The sequence below is a fragment of the Campylobacter lari subsp. concheus genome, assembly GCF_008245025.1.
In the GTDB taxonomy this organism is placed as follows: domain Bacteria; phylum Campylobacterota; class Campylobacteria; order Campylobacterales; family Campylobacteraceae; genus Campylobacter_D; species Campylobacter_D concheus.
In genome coordinates this window covers 424,446-445,733 of record NZ_CP043426.1, presented here as the reverse complement: position 1 = coordinate 445,733, position 21,288 = coordinate 424,446, and the positions used below count along the sequence as shown (strand labels likewise).

General features: G+C 32.5%; 19 protein-coding genes, 2 tRNA genes and 3 rRNA genes. 8 read left to right on the top strand and 16 right to left on the bottom strand.

Features of this window, described 5'->3' with window-relative positions:
• Positions 1 to 151: 151 nt before the first annotated feature.
• Genes exbB through CLCT_RS02365 form a run of 3 tightly spaced genes read left to right on the top strand, consistent with a single transcriptional unit; the run spans position 152 to position 1,615 of the window.
• On the top strand, positions 152 to 583 hold the full coding sequence (exbB, locus tag CLCT_RS02375) for a TonB-system energizer ExbB (protein ID WP_149062773.1): 432 nt from the start codon (positions 152 to 154) through the stop codon (positions 581 to 583).
• Positions 576 to 965, top strand: coding sequence for a TonB system transport protein ExbD (gene exbD / locus CLCT_RS02370; RefSeq protein WP_149062139.1), 390 nt, complete (start codon positions 576 to 578; stop codon positions 963 to 965). Before exbB ends, exbD begins: the two co-directional genes overlap by 8 nt.
• Positions 962 to 1,615, top strand: coding sequence for an energy transducer TonB family protein (locus CLCT_RS02365; protein ID WP_149062138.1), 654 nt, complete (start codon positions 962 to 964; stop codon positions 1,613 to 1,615). The genes exbD and CLCT_RS02365 overlap by 4 nt, the downstream gene beginning before the upstream one ends.
• A 10-nt stretch (positions 1,616 to 1,625) precedes the next feature.
• Here CLCT_RS02365 and CLCT_RS02360 read toward each other — a convergent pair whose 3' ends face one another.
• From CLCT_RS02360 to CLCT_RS02310, 10 genes are all read right to left on the bottom strand, one after another.
• Positions 1,626 to 2,078, bottom strand: coding sequence for a DUF411 domain-containing protein (locus CLCT_RS02360; RefSeq protein ID WP_039625538.1), 453 nt, complete (start codon positions 2,076 to 2,078; stop codon positions 1,626 to 1,628).
• A gap of 22 nt (positions 2,079 to 2,100) precedes the next feature.
• Positions 2,101 to 2,565 carry a hypothetical protein gene (locus CLCT_RS02355; protein ID WP_149062137.1) on the bottom strand — a complete coding sequence of 155 codons (465 nt, stop codon included), beginning with the start codon at positions 2,563 to 2,565 and terminating at the stop codon, positions 2,101 to 2,103.
• A gap of 272 nt (positions 2,566 to 2,837) precedes the next feature.
• Positions 2,838 to 2,954: ribosomal RNA gene (rrf, locus tag CLCT_RS02350) — 5S ribosomal RNA — on the bottom strand.
• Positions 2,955 to 3,208: 254 nt separating this feature from the next.
• Positions 3,209 to 6,114, bottom strand: a 23S ribosomal RNA gene (locus CLCT_RS02345).
• A gap of 455 nt (positions 6,115 to 6,569) precedes the next feature.
• Positions 6,570 to 6,646 (bottom strand) — tRNA-Ile (locus tag CLCT_RS02340).
• Positions 6,647 to 6,654: 8 nt separating this feature from the next.
• Positions 6,655 to 6,730, bottom strand: a tRNA-Ala gene (locus CLCT_RS02335).
• A 95-nt stretch (positions 6,731 to 6,825) separates the two neighbouring features.
• Positions 6,826 to 8,339 (bottom strand): 16S ribosomal RNA (locus CLCT_RS02330).
• The 16S, 23S and 5S rRNA genes sit together here with 2 tRNA genes alongside, the layout of an rRNA operon.
• A 942-nt stretch (positions 8,340 to 9,281) precedes the next feature.
• The gene (locus CLCT_RS02320; RefSeq protein ID WP_149062136.1) at positions 9,282 to 9,782 is read right to left on the bottom strand and encodes a hypothetical protein; all 501 of its coding nucleotides are present in this window, start codon (positions 9,780 to 9,782) and stop codon (positions 9,282 to 9,284) included.
• Complete coding sequence (locus CLCT_RS02315; RefSeq protein WP_149062135.1) at positions 9,757 to 10,068, bottom strand: hypothetical protein; 312 nt, start codon at positions 10,066 to 10,068, stop codon at positions 9,757 to 9,759. Before CLCT_RS02315 ends, CLCT_RS02320 begins: the two co-directional genes overlap by 26 nt.
• A complete protein-coding gene (locus tag CLCT_RS02310; RefSeq protein WP_149062134.1) occupies positions 10,065 to 10,562 on the bottom strand; it encodes a hypothetical protein in 498 nt (165 codons plus the stop codon). Before CLCT_RS02310 ends, CLCT_RS02315 begins: the two co-directional genes overlap by 4 nt.
• A 193-nt stretch (positions 10,563 to 10,755) precedes the next feature.
• On the opposite strand from CLCT_RS02310, the gene CLCT_RS02305 reads away from it, so the two are divergent.
• On the top strand, positions 10,756 to 10,941 hold the full coding sequence (locus CLCT_RS02305; RefSeq protein WP_039625525.1) for a hypothetical protein: 186 nt from the start codon (positions 10,756 to 10,758) through the stop codon (positions 10,939 to 10,941).
• A gap of 86 nt (positions 10,942 to 11,027) precedes the next feature.
• On the opposite strand, the gene modB is transcribed toward CLCT_RS02305, so the two are convergent.
• Together modB and CLCT_RS02295 are read right to left on the bottom strand one after the other, a co-directional pair.
• Positions 11,028 to 11,699 (bottom strand): molybdate ABC transporter permease subunit, encoded by a 672-nt coding sequence (modB, locus tag CLCT_RS02300; RefSeq protein ID WP_149062133.1) that lies wholly within the window; start codon positions 11,697 to 11,699, stop codon positions 11,028 to 11,030.
• Positions 11,700 to 11,734: 35 nt separating this feature from the next.
• The gene (locus CLCT_RS02295) at positions 11,735 to 12,940 is read right to left on the bottom strand and encodes a saccharopine dehydrogenase family protein (protein WP_149062132.1); all 1,206 of its coding nucleotides are present in this window, start codon (positions 12,938 to 12,940) and stop codon (positions 11,735 to 11,737) included.
• 147 nt (positions 12,941 to 13,087) lie between these two features.
• On the opposite strand from CLCT_RS02295, the gene putP reads away from it, so the two are divergent.
• The 4 genes from putP to CLCT_RS02275 all read left to right on the top strand — a co-directional run bounded on the left by putP (position 13,088) and on the right by CLCT_RS02275 (position 17,538).
• On the top strand, positions 13,088 to 14,560 hold the full coding sequence (gene putP / locus CLCT_RS02290; protein ID WP_170230443.1) for a sodium/proline symporter PutP: 1,473 nt from the start codon (positions 13,088 to 13,090) through the stop codon (positions 14,558 to 14,560).
• Positions 14,561 to 15,541, top strand: coding sequence for a putative transporter (locus CLCT_RS02285; RefSeq protein WP_149062130.1), 981 nt, complete (start codon positions 14,561 to 14,563; stop codon positions 15,539 to 15,541).
• 78 nt (positions 15,542 to 15,619) lie between these two features.
• Positions 15,620 to 16,990 carry a hemolysin family protein gene (locus CLCT_RS02280; protein WP_149062129.1) on the top strand — a complete coding sequence of 457 codons (1,371 nt, stop codon included), beginning with the start codon at positions 15,620 to 15,622 and terminating at the stop codon, positions 16,988 to 16,990.
• Between the two features lie 65 nt (positions 16,991 to 17,055).
• The gene (locus CLCT_RS02275) at positions 17,056 to 17,538 is read left to right on the top strand and encodes a heme oxygenase, HugZ family (RefSeq protein WP_052239437.1); all 483 of its coding nucleotides are present in this window, start codon (positions 17,056 to 17,058) and stop codon (positions 17,536 to 17,538) included.
• A 32-nt stretch (positions 17,539 to 17,570) separates the two neighbouring features.
• Here CLCT_RS02275 and fusA read toward each other — a convergent pair whose 3' ends face one another.
• The 4 genes from fusA to CLCT_RS02255 all read right to left on the bottom strand — a co-directional run bounded on the left by fusA (position 17,571) and on the right by CLCT_RS02255 (position 21,275).
• A complete protein-coding gene (gene fusA / locus CLCT_RS02270; protein ID WP_039668128.1) occupies positions 17,571 to 19,646 on the bottom strand; it encodes an elongation factor G in 2,076 nt (691 codons plus the stop codon).
• 12 nt (positions 19,647 to 19,658) lie between these two features.
• Positions 19,659 to 20,129 (bottom strand): 30S ribosomal protein S7, encoded by a 471-nt coding sequence (rpsG, locus tag CLCT_RS02265; protein WP_039668127.1) that lies wholly within the window; start codon positions 20,127 to 20,129, stop codon positions 19,659 to 19,661.
• A 67-nt stretch (positions 20,130 to 20,196) separates the two neighbouring features.
• A complete protein-coding gene (gene rpsL / locus CLCT_RS02260; RefSeq protein WP_012661187.1) occupies positions 20,197 to 20,580 on the bottom strand; it encodes a 30S ribosomal protein S12 in 384 nt (127 codons plus the stop codon).
• A 62-nt stretch (positions 20,581 to 20,642) separates the two neighbouring features.
• Positions 20,643 to 21,275: a CatA-like O-acetyltransferase gene (locus CLCT_RS02255; protein WP_149062128.1), complete on the bottom strand. Its 633-nt coding sequence runs from the start codon at positions 21,273 to 21,275 to the stop codon at positions 20,643 to 20,645.
• Positions 21,276 to 21,288: the final 13 nt, after the last annotated feature.

Below are 21,288 nucleotides of genomic sequence, written 5' to 3'. Positions count from 1 at the left end.
CCTTTCTTGTAAATAAATTTTCAAAACTGGAATATTATGATAATAATTATTAATTTAAAATAAATTTATTGTATCAATTATGATAATTGTTATTAATAAAAAATTTAACTTTTAGTAATATAATCACAAAAATTTTTAAAATGAGGGTATGATGGAATTTTTAAAAACTTATATTGACTTAATTATATTTATTGTTTTAGGGATAATGGCATTTATTGCCATATGGTGCACTATAGAACGTATATTGTTTTTTAGAAAAATTAAGCTAAATGATTACCAGTGTCAAGAAAAATTTGATGATGCAATTAGTGAAAACCTCACCATGCTTTATATTATTTACACTAATGCTCCTTATGTAGGACTTTTGGGAACTGTAGTGGGAATTATGATTACATTTTACGACATGGGTGCAAGTGGGAATATTGATGTTAAATCTATTGTTATTGGTTTATCATTGGCATTAAAGGCTACAGCATTAGGAATTTTAGTTGCTATCCCTTCTTTAATGGCTTACAATGGGCTACTTAGAAAAATATCAACTTTGAGTAATGCATATCGTATTTTTAAGGATAAAAATGCTTAAACTACCAAAAAATGAAGGTTTAAACATCATTCCTTTTATAGACATAATGCTTGTTTTACTAGCTATTATTTTAAGCATATCCACTTTTATCGCGCATGGTGAAATCAAAATCAATCTACCACAAAGTGAACATTCAAATTCCATAAATGAAAACAAAAACAAAGTGAGCATTTTGATTGATAAAGAAAATAAATTTTATATCGATAAAAAAGCAATCTCCCTAGAAGAAATAAAAGTAAAATTTAACACTATAGATTCTAAAACATTAGTAGAGTTAAAAAGTGATAAAGAAGCAAAATTTGAAAGTTTTGTAAAAATTATTGATATTTTAAAAAATAAAAATCATGAAAATTTTCAAATTTTAACAGAGCAAAAAAGATGAAAACATTTATAAATAATCATAAAAATCAATCCTTTTTTATCACTTTATTTCTCTTTTTGCCTTTATTTTTTGTTTTTATTTATACTAAGAATTTTTTGCATATACAACATAACTCTTCAAAAGAAGAAAAATTTAATATAGCTATAAAACAATTTTTACAAGATTCCCCTAGAGCAAAAACCAAACAGCCTAAACAAGAAAAAGTAAAAAAGCTAGAACAAACAAAAGAAAAGTCTGTTATTCAACCTAAAAAAGTAAATACTTTAGCTAATATCAAGATAACAAATCAATTAAATGAAGAAATAAAACCTCAAAAAACTTTAACCCAAGAAAAAAACACTCCAATAACTTCTCAAGAAAGCATATTTTTAACTAATAACAATGAACTTTTAAAAGAAATCAAACAAGCTATAGATGAAGCTTTAATCTATCCTAGGCAAGCCAAAAAAATGCGAATGAGTGGTGAAATTTTAGCAGAATTCACATGGACTAAAGATAAAAATCTATTAAACTTAAAAATATTAAAACCATCAAAATATAAATTATTGAACGATAGTGCCTTAGAAACTATACGTATAGCGTCCAAGAATTTTCCACAATATGAAAAAACTTTTCATATAAGAATACCATTAATATATAAAATAAACTAAGCAAAATTGCTTAGTTTGTCGTGATTAAATTATGTCCTTTATAGATCCCATAAATTTTATAATCTCCATTTTTAAGCATTAAAACCACAGGATACTCTTCTTCATAACCTTGCTCCATCCCAGGACTTCCTTGAGGCATACCAGGAGCAGAAATACCTATAACATCTTCAGGTTTATTTTTCAAAAGCCAAGCAACTGCATCTTCAGGAACATGTCCTTCTATGGCATAACCATCAATCACACCGGTATGGCAACTTTGATACATAGGTTGAATATTCATTTTTTCTTTTATTTTTAAAAAATCCTCGCTTTTATGTATTTGCACTTTATAGCCTTTATCTTTCATATAATTAGCCCAAAGATCACAACATCCACAAGTAGGACTTTCATAAATATTCAATAATTTATCTCCACCAATTAAAGCTATACTTGATAATGCTAAAACACTAATAATTTTTTTCATAATTCTCCTTTGTCTTAAATAATTACATAAAAACATCTGATGTTTTAAGAGTTGCTTTTTGCTTTTCCTCAAATTGTGCTTGTGCTATTAACTGCTTAGGACTTAATTGAATATTGATATGAGAAATTTTATCTTGCAAACTATTTTGTATATTTTCTTTAATTTGTTCTTCTATTTTCTCTTTTATCTTTTCTTTGTATTTTTCATTACTTTCTGTAAATTTTTTCTCATATTTACCGGTCTCTTTATTATAATACATTTCCTCTCTGTATTCTTTCAAGGCATTCTCTGAAGCTTCTTTTGCTTCTTGAAACAATTCCTTTAAAGGTCTATCATATAAGCTATTTTCTTCTTGGATGCTTGAATTTAATTCAAGTGAAAATGCTTGTTCTTGATGGGATTGCACAGTTTGTTTTTCATTTTTTTGTTTTGAACTAAAAACATCATATGAGTGATTAAAAAATCGATTTTCCTCTATACGAAACATATTTATGCTCCTGAATAAATTTATAAATTGCAAAAAGCAAAAAATATTCCAACGTAAATCACTAAAAAATTATCAACCTTTAAAAATAAAAAAACTATAAATAATTAAGAGCGATAAGAAAGAAATATAAGAAATATAAGAAATATAAGAAATATAAGAAATATAAGAAATATAAGAAATATAAGAAATATAATCTAAAACCATAAAAATTTAAAAATAAAAAAATATGAATTAAATTATATATAAAGTAAGAATAATAAGTAGAATTAACAAGTCCGCAATGAGCTACTTTCCCCCTGCCAGTAAGGCGTAGTATCATCACCCACGATGTGCTTAGCTTCTTGGTTCGGGATGGAGCAAGGCGTCTCCACATCTGTATAATCACGGACATTGTTATTTAAATATTCTATTTAATATAGCATAATAAAAACTAGATTTAAAATCATTTTTAGCTTTCATCTTATTCTTATATTTAGATATTTTACTAAACTAATCACTTTATTGTTTTAGAATACTTAAAAAACAATGTTAAGAGCAAGTTCTAATATAAACTTTACTTGTAAGATTTTATAAGCTAATATAGTTTTCATATAAAAACGTTCAAAGCTTTATTAAAAACCTTAACAAGGAAGTGATGCTTAAATAAGATAAGCCAAACGCTCTATTAGTACTGGTCAGCTAAAGGACTTTCATCCATTACACACCCAGCCTATCAAACTAGTAGTCTTCTAGAGAGCTTAGAGAAGATTCATCTTAGAGTTGGCTTCACGCTTAGATGCTTTCAGCGTTTATCCGTTCCAAACTTAGCTACGCTGCGATGCTCTTGGCAGAACAACAGCTACACCAGTGGTTTGTTCAACCCGGTCCTCTCGTACTAGGGTCAAATCTCTTCAATCTTCTTACGCCCACGGCAGATAGGGACCGAACTGTCTCACGACGTTCTGAACCCAGCTCGCGTACCGCTTTAAATGGCGAACAGCCATACCCTTGGGACCTGCTCCAGCCCCAGGATGCGATGAGCCGACATCGAGGTGCCAAACCTCCCCGTCGATGTGAGCTCTTGGGGAGATCAGCCTGTTATCCCCGGGGTACCTTTTATCCTTTGAGCGATGGCCCTTCCACACAGAACCACCGGATCACTAAGACCGACTTTCGTCTCTGCTTGACTTGTATGTCTTGCAGTTAAGCTGGCTTATACCTTTATACTCTACGAACGATTTCCAACCGTTCTGAGCCAACCTTTGTAAGCCTCCGTTATTATTTGGGAGGCGACCGCCCCAGTCAAACTACCCACCAGACATTGTCCCACTTGAGGATAACTCAAGCTGGTTAGCTACCCAAATAAGAAAGAGTGGTATCTCAACAACGGCTCATATACAACTGGCGTCATATACTCAAAGCCTCCCACCTATCCTGCACATTCTTATCCAAATAGCAGTGTCAAGCTGTAGTAAAGGTCCACGGGGTCTTTCCGTCTTGCCGCGGGTAGGAGGAATTTTCACCTCCACTACAATTTCACTGGATCCCTCTTTGAGACAGCTCCCATCTCGTTACGCCATTCATGCAGGTCGGTATTTAACCGACAAGGAATTTCGCTACCTTAGGACCGTTATAGTTACGGCCGCCGTTTACTCGGGCTTCGATCAAGAGCTTCGCTAATGCTAACCCCATCAATTAACCTTCGAGCACCGGGCAGGCGTCACACCCTATACATCCTCTTACGAGTTAGCAGAGTGCTGTGTTTTTGGTAAACAGTCGGGAGGGACTCTTTGTTGTAAGTTTCTTCGCTTTCGGAGTAAATCCTAATACGAAGCGAACCACACCTTATACCGAAGATACGGTGCTATTTTGCAGAGTTCCTTAAAGAGAGTTCTTCCACGCGCCTTAGAATACTCATCCCACCCACCTGTGTCGGTTTACGGTACGGGCAACATTAGCTAAACTTAGAAACTTTTCTTGGCTCGACGGCATCAGCAATTCTCCTCGCTGTCCGAAGACTTTGAAGAGCCTTTCAGTTCTCAGAGTATTGTTATACGGATTTGCCTATATAACCTCCTACGACCTTAGACTAGCACTTCCATCCGCTAGCTTGCTTAGCCCTAAGCGTCCTTCCATCGCACACTAATGTTGGTATTGGAATATTAACCAATTTGCCATCGTCTACCCCTTTCGGACTCGACTTAGGACCCGACTAACCCTACGATGACGAGCATCGCGTAGGAAACCTTGGGTTTACGGCGTTAATGATTCTCACATTAATTATCGCTACTCATGCCTGCATGCTCACTTCTATTCGCTCCAGCACTCCTTACCGGTATACCTTCGGCGCAAATAGAACGCTCTCCTACCACTTGATAAAATCAAGTCTACAGCTTCGGTACTTACTTTAGCCCCGTTATATTTTCCGCGCAAAATCACTAGACCAGTGAGCTATTACGCTTTCTTTAAAGGATGGCTGCTTCTAAGCCAACCTCCTGGTTGTTTAAGTAACTTCACATCGTTTTCCACTTAAGTAAGATTTAGGGACCTTAGCTGGTAGTCTGGGTTGTTTCCCTCTTGACGACGGATTTTATCACTCGCCGCCTGACTGCTGTGATTACATATAAGGTATTCGGAGTTTGATAGGGTTTGGTACATTGGTGTATGCCCTAGCCCATTCAGTGCTCTACCCCCTTATACTACGACACAACGCTATACCTAAATATATTTCGGAGAGAACCAGCTATCACGAAGTTTGATTGGCCTTTCACCCCTATCCACAAGTCATCCGGGGCTTTTCAACGCCTATCGGTTCAGTCCTCCACTAGTTCTTACACTAGCTTCAACTTGCTCATGGATAGATCACTTCGTTTCGGGTCTGCAGCATCTGACTTAAGCGCCCTATTCAGACTCGCTTTCGCTACGGCTTCGCGTGTGCTTAACCTTGCCAGACACCACAACTCGCAGGCTCATTATGCAAAAGGCAGTCCATCACACTGTATTGCTACATAGTGCTCTGAATGATTGTAAGCAAATGGTTTCAGGTTCTATTTCACTCTGATCACCTCAGTTCTTTTCACCTTTCCCTCACGGTACTTGTGCACTATCGGTCTGGTAGTAGTATTTAGGGTTGGATCGTGGTCGACCCAGCTTCAGACAGGATTCCTCGTGTCCCGCCCTACTCAGGATACTGCTAGCTAAGGTTTGGTTTTCGTATACGGGACTATCACCCTCTATGGCTACACTTTCCAGAGTGTTCTACTAACCTCACCTATTGCACATTGCAGTCCTACAACCCCCAGTGCAAGCACTGGGTTTGCCCTCTTGCGCTTTCGCTCGCCGCTACTGACGCAATCTCTATTGATTTCTTTTCCTGTAGGTACTAAGATGTTTCAATTCCCTACGTTCGCTCCATTATGGTAGTATATATCTCTATATACTGGGTTGCCCCATTCGGAAATCTACGGATCAAAGCTTCTTGACAGCTCCCCGTAGCTTATCGCAGTCTAGTACGTCCTTCATCGCCTTTACCAGCCAAGGCATCCACCATTCGCTCTTAATAGCTTACCTTTTAAATTCATTCTAAAACGCATCACTTCCTTGTTAAAGTTTTTATGATAAGACTTTGCTATCTTAAGACGGAAAGCATTTAAACACTTAATAAAACTAAACAAATTAGTCTCACTAAGCTGTGAGTTTAAAACTTGTCTTTAACTAAAAGCTAAAGAAAAGATAGTTAGGTTTTATCCTTTAACAAGTCCTGTAAAATTGTTTTTATTAAAACTTGCTTGTGACTCTTAACAATGATAATTCAAATAACATTAAATAACTAATCTAATATATAAAATATTCTATTATTTATTTAGCTTAGGTCTTAAAACCTAAAGGAAGTATATATAAAGAGTTTAAATAATTTAAAAACATAAACAATAAAGTATTTTACTTTAATTGCTGCTTTATTATTAGTTATATACTTGCTTTAAGTTTTAAAACTTTATTATATAATTGATAAACAAATCTTTTTATGGTGGGCCTAACAAGACTTGAACTTGTGACCTCACCCTTATCAGGGGTGCACTCTAACCAGCTGAGCTATAGGCCCTTAATAAATGGTGGAGAATAGCGGGATCGAACCGCTGACCTCCTGCGTGCAAAGCAGGCGCTCTCCCAGCTGAGCTAATTCCCCAAAATTAGCTTTTCATCAATCTTTGAAATCTAAACAAGGATGATTGAGTCTATATGTGAACTGATAGTTGTGAGACTTATCAGTTTGTACTCTAGAAAGGAGGTGATCCAACCGCAGGTTCTCCTACGGTTACCTTGTTACGACTTCACCCCAGTCGCTGATTCCACTGTGGACGGTAACTAGTTTAGTATTCCGGCTTCGAGTGAAATCAACTCCCATGGTGTGACGGGCGGTGAGTACAAGACCCGGGAACGTATTCACCGTAGCATGGCTGATCTACGATTACTAGCGATTCCGGCTTCATGCTCTCGAGTTGCAGAGAACAATCCGAACTGGGACATATTTTATAGATTTGCTCCACCTCGCGGTATTGCGTCTCATTGTATATGCCATTGTAGCACGTGTGTCGCCCTGGGCATAAGGGCCATGATGACTTGACGTCGTCCACACCTTCCTCCTCCTTACGAAGGCAGTCTATTTAGAGTGCTCGGCCGAACCGTTAGCAACTAAATACGTGGGTTGCGCTCGTTGCGGGACTTAACCCAACATCTCACGACACGAGCTGACGACAGCCGTGCAGCACCTGTCTCTAAGTTCTAGCAAGCTAGCACCCTCTTATCTCTAAAAGGTTCTTAGGATATCAAGCCCAGGTAAGGTTCTTCGCGTATCTTCGAATTAAACCACATGCTCCACCGCTTGTGCGGGTCCCCGTCTATTCCTTTGAGTTTTAATCTTGCGACCGTACTCCCCAGGCGGTACACTTAATGCGTTAGCTGCATTACTGAGATGACTAGCACCCCAACAACTAGTGTACATCGTTTAGGGCGTGGACTACCAGGGTATCTAATCCTGTTTGCTCCCCACGCTTTCGCGCCTTAGCGTCAGTTAAGTTCCAGCAGATCGCCTTCGCAATGGGTATTCTTGGTGATATCTACGGATTTTACCCCTACACCACCAATTCCATCTGCCTCTCCCTCACTCTAGACTACCAGTTTCCCAAGCAGTTCAACGGTTAAGCCGTTGGATTTCACAAGAGACTTGATAATCCGCCTACGCGCCCTTTACGCCCAGTGATTCCGAGTAACGCTTGCACCCTCCGTATTACCGCGGCTGCTGGCACGGAGTTAGCCGGTGCTTATTCCTTAGGTACCGTCAGAATTCTTCCCTAAGAAAAGGAGTTTACGCTCCGAAAAGTGTCATCCTCCACGCGGCGTTGCTGCGTCAGGGTTTCCCCCATTGCGCAATATTCCCTACTGCTGCCTCCCGTAGGAGTCTGGACCGTGTCTCAGTTCCAGTGTGACTGATCATCCTCTCAGACCAGTTAAGCGTCATAGCCTTGGTGAGCCATTACCTCACCAACTAGCTGATACTATATAGTCTCATCCTACACCGAAAAAACTTTCCCTACTCAACTTGTGTTAAGCAGGAGTATAGAGTATTAGCAGTCGTTTCCAACTGTTGTCCTCTTGTGTAGGGCAGATTAACTATACCTTACTCACCCGTGCGCCACTAATCCACTTCTAGCAAGCTAAAAGCTTCATCGTTCGACTTGCATGTATTAGGCACGCCGCCAGCGTTCACTCTGAGCCAGGATCAAACTCTCCATAAAAAAATAATTGGAAAAGTTTAATCTTTTTCTTCAAAGAAAAAGTTGATTGTTAAGATTTAAAAATAAATCTTTCTGGCTCAATCGATCACTTATTTAGATTTCAAAGATTGACTATAAGATTTGATTAACAATATTAATAATTTAAAGAACAAATACTAAAAAATTAAGACAAAAAGTCTTATCTTTTTAAAACCCTTTCGTTTAAAAAGGAAATGAAATTATAGCAATAAAAGCTTAAAGTTTTATTAAATGTAGATTAGACATTTAAAGAAATTTGTTTTAGGATGAGTTTATATTTGTTATTTATGGTAGTACAAGTGTGTAAATTATAGTTAAAAAAAAGAAAAAAAAAAGGGGGGGGGGAGTGAAGAAAGAATAGAGAAAGAATAGAGAAAGAATAGAGAAAGAATAGAGAAAGAATAGAGAAAGAATAGAGAAAGAATAGAGAAAGAATAGAGAAAGAATAGAGAAAGAATAGAGAAAGAATAGAGAAAGAATAGAGAAAGAATAGAGAAAGAATAGAGAAAGAATAGAGAAAGAATAGAGAAAGAATAGAGAAAGAATAGAGAAAGAATAGAGAAAGAATAGAGAAAGAATAGAGAAAGAATAGAGAAAGAATAGAGAAAGAATAGAAATGTGTATTATGATATGTAATATATAGTAGGTTTGATATTGAAAGCTTGGAGGGGATGGATTATAATATAAGTATTAGAGTTTAGCAAAAAAAGGATTGGGATGTTGGTTGATGGTGTGTGGTAGCACAATAACAAAAAGAGCAAGCTAAAGGCTTATTAGACCTTTAGTGTAAATTATTTTTGTCCTATGTAGATGAAGTGCTGTATTTTATTGTAAGTATTTAGAGTAAAATTCAACAATCACGAAATGCTTGAAAAAGGATTAATAAAACTTATTAATCCTTGTAAATATACATGTAAATATTAATCAATAATCTAACAATTCAACATTAACATGCTTGTTATCATCGCTAAGCTGTACTCTATAATATAAACTTAACTCTTCCATACCATTTCCATTAACAATAGTTTTATATTTATCTTTTAGTTCTCGTCCTAATAAATTTTTTACTAAATTAGAAGGTGCTTTTATCCCATCAGGTGTATTTGGGAAATTTGCCTTAATGTCTACTTGGCAATGTTTATATTTATATTTAATATTTTCTTCTTGAGTTCTGAAATTTACAAAATCAACTTTGACATTTTTCAAATATTCTTTATATTTATTTGCTAATTCATTTGTATTTGCACCAAAATTTCCAACTCCAGTAAGATTTAAACTTTCTATATAGATACTTTCAAATTCTTCCTTAGTTAATTCTTCTAAAAGTTTTAATGCTACTTTATCATCACATTTTGGTGTTGTATCATAACAAGCACTAAAGAAAAAAACAAACATTATGCTAATTAATATTTTTATTATTTTCATTAAAACTCCTTATTTGTTCTATAGTATTTAAAATTTTATGATTATATTTATTATTTTCGCCAATAAAAATTTTTAAGAATTCAATTCCAAAATGAGATGAGAAAATATAATAACAAGAATTTTTATTATAAGAAAAATTCTTGGTTAATGTTTTAATACCTATTGAAATTTCATTTTTATTTGTTGATGCTTCTCCAATAGCTGCTTCAAATAAATCATCTTTAAAAATAATATCAAAAGGATATTTTTCACTTTCCATAAAAGGCTTTATGTTTTCAGCATTCACACATTATCCTTTGCTAAAATTTCATCAAGAATATTATTAATTTTTTCTATATTTTGATTTCTAAGACTTACTCCAACCATAAACAAATCAGCTATCCACAGTCCATGACCTCCATAGTAAAAGAATATATATAATAAACCTATTAAAGGATCATAAGGATTCATATTTAAGAAAAATGAAACAACGATAGCTATTATTGTAAATATAAGTCTAAATAAACCAATTTTAAAATGCCCTATAGCAAATCTAGCAACACCTAATGCACCAAATATAAAATTATAAAGCCAAAAAACCTTTGTTGGATTTAAAATTTTTGTATTTGATAATTTAAACGCAACTTCATTTAATTGTGTATTATTTAGTTTTTCAAACTTCAGTTTTAATTCTTCATTAGAAATTTTGGGTTTTTCAAATTTTATGTACCAATTTGTAAACCAATGATATTTTCTTGGAAGTTTGCTTTCTATTGAATAATACAAATCTAAACCAATCATTTTAATCCTTTTTATTTTAATTTTCATAATTTTATTTTGAATTATTTCACAACATAACTTAATATATATTTAATATTTCAATTATTTTATTATTTTTCATTGAATATTTCAATTGTTTTTAATAAAGAAAAAACTTTATACAATTTATTTATTGTAATTTAAGGATATAGGTTTGAAGAAAACAAAGCGAGATATGGCATATGAATTAGATATTGATGTTAGTACTTTATATAATTGGAGAAAATATAAACCAAATTTATATCGCATAGTAATGCTTGGTTTTAAATATGATAGTCTTTTAGAATATCATAAAAAAACATATGAAGATTTACTGAACATTGAAAACGAAATTTTAGAAGAAATAGAAAAATTTAAATAGACACTTATAATTATTAACATAATTTATTTTCAATGATTGAAATTCTTAATTATATATATTTTATTACACAATAAAATAAGTCTTTGTTATTTATTTTTTAATAAATTCACACTTAATAAAACAATAAAACTAAAAATTAAAAGTATGAGACTATAAATATGGGCTGTGACAAAATCTAAATTTTCCATACTTTCATATATAGCAATACTAGCTACTTTTGTTTCTCCACTTAAAGAACCACCTATCATTAAGACTATACCAAACTCACCCATAGTATGTGCAAAACTTATTACCAAAGCACTGAGTATAGATGGTTTGATACTAGGTAAGATTACTTTTAAAAGTGTAGTGAAAGAATTTTTTCCCAAAGAAAAACTAGCCTCTATAATATTTTTAGAAATCATAGACATTGCATTATATAAAGGATTAAACATAAAAGGTAAAGAATAAATACAACTTGCTATCACCAAACCTTCAAAGGTAAAAGCTAAGGTGATATTAAAGTGTTTTTCTAAAAATTCTCCAAAAAAAGAGTATTTTGAAAATAGAATCAATAAGTAAAAACCAACAACAGATGGTGGTAAAACTAAAGGTAAGGTTATTATAGTTTCTAGAATTTTTTTTGCTCTAAATTGCTTAAAAGTAAAAACCCAAGCAAGAGGAACACAAAAGCAAAACAAAATTACACAAGTAATAATAGAAAGTTTTATGGAAACTAAAAAAGGTGTCCAATCTATACTTAATAATAATTGCATCATTATTAAAACTTTCTCAAGTCAAAAAAGACTTGAGATTATTTTCCTAAATTTGGCTCCATTTCTATAATTTTCCAAGGAAGTCCTTGAGTATTTAACTCATCCATAAAAGATTTAGCATCAAATTCTTCCATGTTAAACACGCCTTTTCCTTGCCAAATTCCTTTAGCGATTAACTTTGTTCCTATCATTGCAGGAACTCCAGTAGTATAGCTCACAGCTTGTGCTCCAGTTTCTTTAAAGCATTCTTCGTGATTACAAACATTGTAAATATAAACTTGTCTATCTTTTCCATTCTTTACACCACGAATCACACAACCTATATTAGTATAGCCTTTGGTGCGAGGGCCTAAACTAGCAGGATCAGGAAGTAATGTTTTTAAAAATTCTATTGGTATTATTTCTTTGCCTTGATGCATAACAGGCTTAATACCTAGCATACCAACATTTTCAAGACATTTCATATGAGTTAAATAGCTTTGTCCAAAAGTCATGAAAAATCTTATTCTTTTTAAGCCTTTGATATTTTTTACTAAGCTTTCAAGCTCTTCATGATAAAGCAAATAGCTATCCTTTACTCCTACTTCAGGATAATCCCACTCCATTTTTATTTCCATAGGTTCAGTTTCTATCCATTTTCCATTTTCCCAGTAACGACCTTTAGCAGAAACCTCTCTTAAGTTAATTTCAGGGTTAAAATTAGTTGCAAAGGCATAGCCATGATCTCCGGCATTACAGTCTAATATATCTATATAATGAATTTCATCAAACAAATTTTGCTGTGCATAAGCACAAAATACATTAGTAACACCTGGATCAAAACCACTGCCTAAAAGTCCTAAAATTCCTGCTTGTTTAAACTTATCATTTCTTGCCCATTGTTCTTTATATTCAAATTTAGCTAAATCAGGATGTTCATAATTTGCAGTATCTATATAGTGGATATTAGTTTGAATACACGCATCCATTAAAGTAAGATCCTGATAAGGTAAAGCCACATTTAATAAAATTTCAGCTCCTGTTTTTTTGATAAGTTCTACAACAGCAGCAGTGTCATCTGCGTCTATTTGCTCAGTTTGAATTTCTATACCTAAACGCTCTTTTATAAAAGCTGCTATTTCATCACATTTGCTTTTAGTTCTACTTGCTAGAGTTATTTTACTAAAAACATCACTATTCATCGCACATTTTACAGTTGCAACGCGACTTACACCGCCTGCTCCTATAATCAAAAGATTTTTCATCATTTTTCCTTAAATTTTTTAGAAAATTGTAACAAAAAAACTTTATAAAGCATTGAAATAAAAAATAAAAATAATTTTTATAATGTTTTTTTAAACCAAAACAAGTAAAATGATAATTTTTTAAATTTTTTAAGGACACTTATGAATTTGCAAAGTGTGGAACTTTCTTATCCTATTGTTATTACTTTTATTACCTATGCATTTTTAATGCTTTTTATAGGTTTATATTTTTACAAAAAAAATCAAAACAGTAAAGATTATTTTGTTGGTAATGCTTCCATGGGGCCTGTAATATCTGCCTTAAGTGCAGGCGCTTCTGATATGAGTAGTTGGCTTTTAATGGCTTTTCCTGGTGCTTTATATGCAGCTGGTTTAGGACAAATTTATATAGCCATAGGCTTAAGTTTTGGTATGTTTTTAAACTGGACTTTTGTTGCCAAAAGATTAAAAATTTTTTCTCAAATAGCCAAAGAATGTATTACAATTCCTGATTTTTTTGAAAATCGCTTTCATGATGATAAGCATATTTTAAGAAGCATTTGCGCGGTAGTTATTTTGGTATTTTTTACTATTTACATTAGCGCTGGATTAGTAAGTGGTGCTAAGCTTTTTGAAAGTGTATTTAATTTACCTTATATTTTTGCCTTGAGTATTGGATTTTTGGTTATTGTTTTATACACTTTTTTAGGTGGTTATAAAGCTGTATGCTGGACTGATATGATACAAGGACTTTTAATGATGAGTTCATTAATTATCATTCCTTTTGTGATGATTTTTGAACTTGGTGGCTTTGGCGAAGCTTTTTCTACTATAAATGATGTAAAACCCCAAGCCTTTGGTTTAGATGGTGGTGGTTGGTTAGTCGTAGTATCAACCCTAGCATGGGGGCTTGGTTATTTTGGTCAACCTCACATTTTAATTCGTTTTATTTCTATAAAAAATGTAAAAGAAATTCCTACTGCAACTTTTATAGGTATAACTTGGATGGTAGTTTCTTTATTTGGCGCTGCTATGATAGGATTTTTAGGTATTGCTTATATAGCTAAATTTAATCTTAATTTAAATGATCCTGAAAGAATATTTATCGTAATGTCTCAAGTACTTTTTAATCCTTGGGTAGCAGGAATTTTACTCAGTGCAATTTTAGCAGCTATTATGAGTACTGCAAGTTCTCAACTACTAGTGTGCGCTTCTAGCTTGGTGCAAGATTTTTATACACAAATTTTAAAAAGAAAAACAAATGATAAAAATATTACTTTATTATCACGTTTAGGTGTTTTAACTGTTGCTTGCTTAGCTTTTATACTTTCACTTGATACTCAAAGTCAAATTTTAAGTATAGTTTCTTACGCTTGGGCTGGTTTTGGTGCAAGCTTTGGAAGTGTTATTTTATTTTCTTTATTTTATAAAAATATGAGCAAAGAAGGCGCGATAGCTGGAATGGCTAGTGGGGCCTTAACTGTTATATTTTATAAACATTTTGGTTCAAATTTTATAGCAATTTATGAAATCATTCCTGGATTTTTAGTTGCAAGTTGTTTTATTGTGATTTTTAGTGTGATTTTTAAAGTAAAAAAACATACAATAAAACATTATGAAAAAATGTTAAAAGAAATTTAAATGTTTAAATCTTTTTTTTATTCAAAAAAATGGGTATTGTGGGCTTATTTGGGTTTGTTTTTTTTGCTAGCCTCTTTACTTGCTCAAACTTCCATTAATGTTGCAATAAATGAATGGTATAAGGAATTTTATGATGTTTTACAAGATGCGAAAAATCATAGCATAGATGACTTTTATCATTTTATTAAACAATTTTTATATTTAGCATTGCCTTATGTATTAATCGCTACTATCACACAATATTTTGGAAGTATTTATGCCTTTAAATGGCGCGAGGCTATGACTTTTGATTATATTAAATTTTGGCAAAAAAAAGATGATAACATAGAAGGTAGTTCACAAAGAATTCAAGAAGATATTTATAATTTTTCAAAAATCATAGAAAGCTTAGGATTAGCTTTCGTCAAAGCAATTATGACTTTAATTGCTTTTGTGCCGATTTTGTGGATGTTGAGTGCGCATGTTAATTTACCTATTTTAAAAGACATTAATGGCTCTTTAGTATGGATTGCATTTTTGGTTTCTTTGGGAGGACTTGTTATATCATGGTTTGTTGGTATTAAATTACCTGGTCTTGAATATAATAATCAAAAAGCCGAAGCTGCTTTTAGAAAAGAACTTGTTTTTGCTGAAGATGATAGAAAAAATTATGCGAGCGATGAAAGTATTTTAAGTTTATTTACTGGACTTAAAATCAATTATAAAAGATTATTTTTGCATTATGGATATTTTAATATATGGCTTTATCTATTTGAGCAAATCATGGTTATAGTACCTTTTTTAATCATGGCTCCAAGCTTGTTTTTAGGACTTATACAACTTGGAATTATCATACAAGTTGGCAATGCTTTTGATCAAGTTAGATCCTCATTTAGTATTTTTATCACCAATTGGACAACTATTACTCAATTGCGTAGCATTTATAAACGTTTAGATGAATTTGAGAAAAATATTGAATATAGAAAACATAAATTAATTTAAAATATATCATTTATTTTAAGCTAATTTTATAGTTTTGATTTGATATAATTTTGCAAAAATTTTATTAAAGGAGTTTTTTTGGACCCCAGTCAATCTTTAGACTTAAATCAAACATTACCCGCTATTGCCTCAATTGATGTAGGCTATTCTACTTTTATGATTCTTGTTGCATTAGCTTTAGTGCTTTTAAATGGATTTTTTGTTTTATCTGAATTTGCTATTGTTAAAGTACGTAGATCAAAACTTGAAGAAATGGTAAAAGAAAAAAAACGCAATGCAAAAAAAGCTTTAGAAGTAACTTCAAAATTAGATACTTATTTAAGTGCTTGCCAACTTGGTATTACACTAAGCTCTCTTGCTCTTGGTTGGATAGGTGAACCCGCTATTGCTAAAATTCTTGAAGTTCCTTTGGCAACTTTAGGCTTAACTCCAGCATTAATTCATACTATAGCATTTGTTATTGCTTTTGCTATTATCACATTATTGCATGTTGTATTAGGTGAGTTAGTTCCAAAGAGCGTTGCTATTGCTATTGCAGATAAAGCTGTTTTATGGGTTGCAAGACCATTGCATTTATTTTGGTTGCTTTTCCTACCTTTCATCAAAACATTTGACTTTTTAGCTGCAATTTCTTTAAAAGTTATAGGTATTAAACCTGCCAAAGAACATGAATTAAGCCACTCTGAAGAAGAAATTAAATTTATTGCAAGTGAAAGCCAAAAAGGTGGAGTTTTAGATGAGTTTGAAACTGAAATCATACGCAATGCTGTTGATTTTTCAGATACAGTGGCAAAAGAAATCATGACACCTAGAAAAGATATGATATGTCTTAACAAACAAAAAAGCTATGAAGAAAATATGCAAATAGTTTGTCAGTACAAACACACACGCTTTCCATATATAGATGGTTCTAAAGATATCATTTTGGGTATGGTACACATTAGAGATATCATGCAAAATGAACTTAGTAAAGATAAGAAAAATTTAGATGATTTTTTAATCAAAATGATCTTAGTTCCAGAAAATATCAGCATATCTAAAGTCCTTTTCATGATGAATAAAGAACAAGTGCACACAGCATTAGTAGTGGATGAATATGGTGGTACAGCTGGACTTTTAACCATGGAAGATATTATGGAAGAAATCGTTGGAGATATTAACGATGAACATGATGATTCTAGTCCACATTTTAAAAAACTTGCGGAAAACATTTATGAATTTCAAGGAAGATATGAAATTAGTGAAGTGGAAGAAATGCTTAATATACGCTTTAATGAAGAGCTAGAACAAGTCACTATAGGTGGATATGTTTTCAATCTCTTAGGACGCTTGCCGGTTGTTGGAGATAGAATAGAAGATGAATTCTGCTACTATGAAGTCAAAAAGATGGATGGAAATAGTATAGAACGCATTAAAGTTGTACGCAAAAATACTGATGAAGAAGAGTGATAAACTCTTCTTTTACTCTCATACAGTCCTCAATCTTATCCATTCTAACCTACAAAGGAAAGTATATGCAATTACATGATGAAATTAATCAATTTATACAAGAATGCAAAAGCATTATGATATCTTCTTTAAATTTAAATAATCAAACTATATGTTCATATGCTCCTATTATAAAAATAAAAAATGATTTTTATATTTACATTAGTGAAATTGCTGAACATTTTGAAGGATTTAAACACAATAATAAAAACATAGAAATTATGTTTATAGAAGATGAAAAAGATTGCATGTCAATCTTTGCAAGAAAAAGACTTAAATTTAGAATAGAATGTATAGAAATAACAAGAGATAATCAACTCTTTGAGCAAGTATTAAATACTTATGAAAATGAAAACAATAAAGAAGTAATTCAGGTCATTAAAAATATGAAAGATTTTCATTTATTTCAGCTGATACTAAAAAATGGAAGATATGTTAAAGGTTTTGGAAAAGCATATGAAATTAATAAAGAAGCAATTAATTTAATTAATTCAAAAGGACATAAATAATTCAAGATGAGCTTTTTGCCCATCTTGATAGATTAACCATTTCTTTTTTTAATAATTTCTTCAGAAACGTTTTTTGGAACTTCATCATAATGATCAAATTCCATAGAATAAGTAGCACGGCCTTGAGTTTGACTTCTAAGATCAGTTGAGTAACCAAACATCTCAGCCAAAGGACAAAATGCTGTAATAATTTTATTACCACCTCTTTCATCCATTGAATTTACTTGACCACGACGTTTATTTAAATCTCCAATAACATCACCCATGTATTCTTCTGGAGTTTCAACTTCAACTTTCATCATAGGTTCTAAGATTACTGCACCTGCTTTTCTAGCACCTTCTTTAAAGCCCATAGAAGCTGCAAGTTTAAATGCCATTTCAGAAGAATCCACTTCATGGTAACTTCCATCATAAACAGTTACTTTAACATCTTCAACAGGATATCCCGCTAAAACACCATTTTGTAATGCTTCTTGTATACCTTTATCAACCGCTGGAATATATTCTTTTGGAATTACCCCACCTTTGATATCATTTACAAACTCATATCCACTACCTGGCTCAAGCGGCTCAAGTCTTAAGAATACATGACCATACTGACCACGACCACCTGATTGTTTAGCGTATTTGTATTCTTGCTCAACTGTTTTTCTAATAGTTTCACGGTAAGCAACTTGAGGTTGACCAACTTCTGCTTCAACTTTAAACTCACGAAGCATTCTATCAACAATGATTTCCAAGTGAAGCTCACCCATACCTGAAATGATGGTTTGACCACTTTCTTCATCTGTAGAAACTCTAAAGCTTGGATCTTCTTGAGCTAATTTATTTAAAGCAATAGACATTTTTTCTTGATCTGCTTTTGTTTTAGGCTCAACAGCAACTGAAATAACAGGATCTGGAAAATCCATTCTCTCTAAAATAACTTTATCTTTTTCACTTGCTAAAGTATCACCAGTTAGTGTGTCTTTAAGACCAACAACCGCTCCAATTTCTCCTGCATATAAAGTTTTAATCTCTTCTCTTTTATTAGAGTGCATTTTCAAAAGACGACCAATTCTTTCTTTTTTATCTTTTGTTGAATTATATGCATAAGAACCACTTTCTAGACTTCCTCTATACACACGAACGAAAGTTAATTGTCCAACAAACGGGTCAGTCATAATTTTAAATGCAAGACCTGCAAATTCACCATCATCAGTTGATTTTACAGAAACTTCTGTACCATCTTCATACTCACCTTTGATATTAGCAACTTCATCAGGAGCTGGTAAATAAGCAACAACAGCATCAAGCAATGGTTGAACACCTTTGTTTTTAAAAGCCGTACCGCAAAGCATAGGAACCATAGAAAGACTTAAACATCCTGCTTTAATACCTGCTTTGATTTCTTCTTGAGTAAGCTCTTCACCACCTAAATATTTTTCCATTAACTCATCACTTGTTTCAGAAACTGCTTCTATCATTTTTACACGATATTCTTCAGCCTTTTCTTTGAGCTCAGCTGGAATTTCTTTTTCTACATAATCAGTTGGCTTGCTTTCATCTTCCCATACTAAAGCTTTCATAGTGATAAGATCAATCACACCTTTGAAATTATCTTCAGCACCAATTGGAATTTGAAGTGGAACCGGGTTGCCTTTTAAGCGATTTTTAATTTGCTCTTCTACATTAAAGAAATTTGCACCAATTCTATCCATTTTATTTACAAAAACAATTCTTGGAACACCGTATTTATTAGCTTGTCTCCAAACAGTTTCTGATTGTGGTTGAACTCCACCTACTGAACAAAATACTGCCACAGCGCCATCTAAAACACGCATTGATCTTTCAACTTCGATTGTAAAGTCAACGTGGCCTGGAGTGTCTATAAGGTTGATTTGGTGATTTTTCCAAAAACAAGTTGTAGCAGCAGAAGTAATTGTAATACCTCTTTCTTTTTCTTGCTCCATCCAGTCCATTGTAGCTGCGCCATCATGTACCTCACCAATTTTATGACTCATACCCGTAAAGAAAAGAATTCTCTCACTAGTAGTTGTTTTACCTGCGTCAATGTGAGCTGCGATACCTATATTTCTAACTCTTTTTAAAGGAGTACTTCTTGACATATTTTACTCCTCTTACCAGCGATAATGAGCAAATGCTTTATTAGCTTCTGCCATTTTATAAGTATCTTCTTTCTTCTTAAATGAAGCGCCTTTACTATTAGCTGCGTCTAATAATTCAGCTGCTAATTTTTCAATCATAGTTCTTTCACTTCTTTTTCTAGCAAAAGAAATAATCCATCTTATAGCTAAAGCTTGTTGTCTAGCTGGGCGTACTTCTACCGGAACTTGATAAGTAGCACCACCAACACGACGAGATTTAACTTCTAATAAAGGCTTGATATTTTCAATAGCATCATTAAAAATTTCTATACCTTTTTTCTCTCCACCTTTTTTATCGATAGTTTCTAAAGCACCATACATAATAGTAGTAGCTGTACTTTTTTTACCATCATACATTAAAGAATTAATGAATTTTGTGATTACTTTATTTCCATAAATCGGATCTGGCAAGACTTCTCTTACCGGAGCTTTTCTTCTTCTCATAATTTTCCTTCAAATTTATAATTTTACTCAAACAAAATCAAATCTAACGGATTTGTCTGCAATCTTATTACTTAGCCGCTGCTTTAGGGCGTTTTGCACCATATTTAGAACGAGAAACAGTTCTTTTTGCAACACCTGCAGTATCTAAGGCACCACGAACAATATGATACTTAACACCTGGTAAGTCTTTTACCCTACCACCACGCACCAAAACAATGCTGTGTTCTTGTAGGTTATGACCTTCACCACCGATATAACTAATAACTTCAAAGCCACTTGTAAGTCTTACTTTGGCAACTTTTCTTAACGCTGAGTTTGGTTTTTTAGGAGTTGTTGTATAAACCCTAGTGCAAACTCCCCTTCTTTGTGGGCAATTTTTAAGCGCTGGTGATTTAGATTTTTCTAAAACTTTTTTGCGCTCTTTTCTAACCAATTGATTTATGGTTGGCACAGTAATTCCTTTCATTAATAAAATAATAAACTTTGGATAATATCTAAATTTTACTTATAAAATTATAAACTATTAAGGTTTTCTTGAAGTTTTTCTAAAAACAAATAAATGTGATAAGTATCATTAGTGGCATGATTAACATTAATACTAAAAGGAATGAGAAATTTTTTATTTTCTTTTATAATCTTTCCACTTGTTATAATAGGAAAGAAATATTGCTCTTTTTTTGGTAAGTGTAAAGAAAAATTTTCAAAAATTATCCAAGGAATAGCAGAAATATTAAAAAGATTTTCTATAGGTTCTTTTAAAAACATACTTTTATTGTTTTTTATTAATTGTTTATCCTCTTCATATAAAGATAAAAAATCATTTAAATTTTCTTTATAGAAAGTCCAAAGAACAGAAAAAGTTTTGGAGTCCTTATGAAAAATAGCATAAGAAGGATGGATAATATCATAACATATTAGTTGTTTGTTTTGATCTAGACTGAATTTAAAATTATCAAAAGCATTTATACTTTTACTAATAGTGTGGATAAAACAAGGGTAAAATTCATAATTATTGTTTTTAATAAAATAATAAAAAGAACTAATATCTAATTTAACAGTAATTTCAAACGAGCAAGGAATATTGTGAGCATAAAAGTTAAAATATTCTTTTCTTTTATATCGTTCTAAATCAATTATTTTAAACATAAAATACTTTAAA